This window comes from Paenibacillus sp. KS1 (assembly GCF_001680695.1).
Classification (GTDB): Bacteria; Bacillota; Bacilli; order Paenibacillales; family Paenibacillaceae; genus Paenibacillus_B; species Paenibacillus_B suaedae.
The window spans coordinates 1-3,252 of record NZ_MAIS01000180.1 but is presented as its reverse complement, the minus strand read 5'-3'; the positions used below and the strand labels follow the sequence as shown (position 1 = coordinate 3,252).

Below are 3,252 nucleotides of genomic sequence, written 5' to 3'. Positions count from 1 at the left end.
TGGCTCTGATGGTGTGATGACTGGCTCTGAAGTTTGGGCTAGTGCCCAAGATGGCGAGCCAGCTACAACAACCGCTGTTACCACCGTAAGAGATAAAACCTGAAGTGACTTCTTGAGTTTTCTCATCAAATCCTCCTAGAACAAATGAAATTTATGCATAGCTAGCATTTAAATGCTGGCATATCCATCTTGGTAAGTAATAAATGGATTTCAGACTAAAATGATACTTTTTCATTCCACTTTTTTACATTTGTTAAATAACACCGTTTATCTCTATTGCTTCAATTCCACCTTTATTCTGCTTTTAATAAAAAAAACAAACTCACAACATAAGCTGTAAGTTTCTATTGACAAATCGATTGATTCATCTCATCATGAATGTCGGCAATGTTCTTGCCTGAACAAAAAAATCCTAATGCTACGAAGCAGGCGTATGCCATTTCCATAGCAGAAGGATTTATTAGACAGGATCTACAAATTTCTCATCTCATAGATTTTTTGCAAGGTATTAAGGTGCAATGATTTATTTTCGGGCGACTCAGCGAATTTATACCACTCCACAAGCCTATATCCGAACATAACAAGGATTAGTTCATAAATACAATGATCGGAATTGTGGGACACATCCGCATATTCCGAAAAACCCCTGTAATACGCCCGAACGCATCTTTGGTAGTATTCAACCATATGACAGACATCCGCTTCGTCCGCTATTAAACTCGCAATATCCTCACCCATATACCCCCAACCGGCGGTATCCCAATCAATAAGTACGATTTTACTGTCCGAATAGAATATGTTTGCCACCCAAAAATCTCTGTGACAAAGTACTACTGGCAGCTTTTCAATGCGACTGAATATTTCGTCCGCATTGTTATCTAAGTCTATAAGCATTTTACATAGGTGCTTCGGAATTTCGCAGTCTTCGGAGCGTATGTAATCATACAAAACATTCCATGACCGATACCGCAGATAGTAGTTTTTTGTAAACTCAACCTTGCTTAAATTGGTCAAATTCTGCAATACGTTTGGTCGTTCAGCGTACAGCTTGCCTTGAAATCGCCCCAATTCCTCGGCTGCACGTTCATACATTTCTGAGGTTAGATTTAAGCCTGACACACCATCAATATATTCCATCCACAATTGAATCTCATCGCCATTTATTTCGGCGTGATAACACTCCGGCCACCGGAGCGAGTCGAAGAAAACCTGTTTGAAATCCGATGCATAGAGGTCGTATTCCCTACGCCATGAATCCGGATCACCATAACGCTCAAATTTTTTCTGTGTTTTCCAAACCATCTTATACGGCAGATTTTCACCATCAGAAGTTTCAGCCATACCTGTTACAAGCCGAACAGTTCCTATTGTCCCGCCTTGCAACTCTGTAAGTTGATAATCTGCGCGGATTATCGTCTTGTCGAGCATTTTACTCAAAACAAGCGCCAGTGTTTCGGGCTTAATACACCTTTCATCATGGTTGTTCATTTCTTGTTTCCTCCCTTTTTACCCTTATGCTGCATGGCAATCGACTTTTGCCGTGCCCGTTTATCGATGAGGTACCCCGATTTATCATTCACAAACTTGTTTTCTCGCTTCTGTACAAGGTAACGCTCCCAATGCTCCGGCGCCAATGATCCATCGGCAAGGGCGGCAAGAACTGCGCAGCCGGGCTCCGACTGATGGCGGCAGTCACTGAAGCGACACTGTGTGATTAAATCCTCCACATCGTGAAATCCCGCGCTGATCCCGTCGTCCGCACCGAACAACCCAAGTTCACGCATTCCCGGCGTATCAATAACCATCGCGCCTGAAGGGAGCATGAAAAGCTGGCGATGCGTTGTTGTGTGCCGACCCCGGCTGTCGGCCTCGCGGATACCCTTGACAGTCATTACATCCTGATTCATCAATGCGTTTAGCAGCGAGGATTTTCCAACGCCGGACATGCCGAGGAATACCACGGTTTTTCCTGGTTGCAGATATTCACTCAACTCGTCTAAGCCACTCCTGGTATGACTGGAAACTGCGTGTACCGGCACACCAGGGGCAGTTTTCTGAACCTCAGCTAACGGTATGCTGAAATCCGGGACCAAGTCAGCTTTTGTTAAGATTACGACAGGCTGACCCCCGCTCTGCCGTGTCTGTGTCAGGTAGCGCATGATGCGGCTGACCTTGAAATCCCAGTTTAGAGACGACGCGATAAATACGTAATCAAAATTCGTTGCTACGACTTGTTCCAGTATGGTTTTGGCATACCCTGCTGCGTGTCCCGAATAATCAGCGCGGGAAAATTTCGAGCGGCGAGGCAGCAATTTGGCAATGCGCGAAGCGCCGCTTTCGTTGTATTGTAGAAATACAAAATCGCCAACGCACGGAAACTCCTCTCGAGTCCCCACAGTGTGGTAGAACGCGCCTTTCAATACAGCTGTCACTTCTCCATGTTCGGTGATGACGGTATATTGATCTCGCTGAAGTTCCGTAACCCTTCCGGGTATCAAATCTATCGGCGGCGTCTCGGAATCGATATAGCCATATTGTTTCAAATCAATCATTGAACCGATCCACTCCTAAAAAATTCAAGTTGTTTTTGGGCATAAAAATACCGCGAACAAGCAGCCTCCTAAGAAGCTGCTGTTTCGCGGCGACAAGCCAAAAGTCGGCTTATAATCAAAAAGGGATACGACCTACATCGTATCACGCTAACAGCAGTATTCACGAAAGGTTACTGTTTACGGCATAGCAAAGAAACACGGGTAATATTCCCGATTGTCTCATTCCAAGCTATAATCAAAGATTGGAATTTACTACGCCCGATATTCGGCTAAGTTAAAATCACCAATACCATATAAGCAGCCATTTAAAACATCTCCTTTCGAGGGAAAAAGTGGAATTACAATTTCACTTCTATAGTTTTACATAAACCTTTGTGGAAATCAATAGGAAATTAGTATTTGATCTTTCGTACATATTGATCCTCGCCCTGATTTTTCACAACGATTCCTAGTTCACGTAAGTCCATTTTTAAATTTGTGGCCTTTTTCTTATCCCCTTCCCTAATTGCATTTCGACGTTCATATAAGATAGCATTCGCATTTTCTCCACATGCATGATCATGCAGGGTCCAAAGATTGAATTCATCTTTATACGGATCCTGTTCACTCCATGGGTAATGATGATACAGGAAGATTTCTCGTATTTTCTCCTTCTTGATGTCTGTCTTTTCTCATAAGCCCCTTAATGAACTTGGACACT

The 3,252-nt window shown here is 43.5% G+C and carries 3 protein-coding genes; all 3 read right to left on the bottom strand.

The genetic code is table 11. From position 1 onward, the window contains the following. Positions 1–471: 471 nt before the first annotated feature. On the bottom strand, positions 472–1,488 hold the full coding sequence (locus BBG47_RS27430; RefSeq protein WP_065294386.1) for an aminoglycoside phosphotransferase family protein: 1,017 nt from the start codon (positions 1,486–1,488) through the stop codon (positions 472–474). Further along, entirely contained in the window at positions 1,485–2,552 is a 1,068-nt protein-coding gene (rsgA, locus tag BBG47_RS27425) for a ribosome small subunit-dependent GTPase A (protein ID WP_083189640.1), read from the bottom strand. Before rsgA ends, BBG47_RS27430 begins: the two co-directional genes overlap by 4 nt. 392 nt (positions 2,553–2,944) lie before the next feature. Beyond that, on the bottom strand, positions 2,945–3,118 hold the full coding sequence (locus BBG47_RS31465) for a CysS/YqeB C-terminal domain-containing protein (RefSeq protein WP_483310773.1): 174 nt from the start codon (positions 3,116–3,118) through the stop codon (positions 2,945–2,947). Positions 3,119–3,252 lie beyond the last annotated feature (134 nt).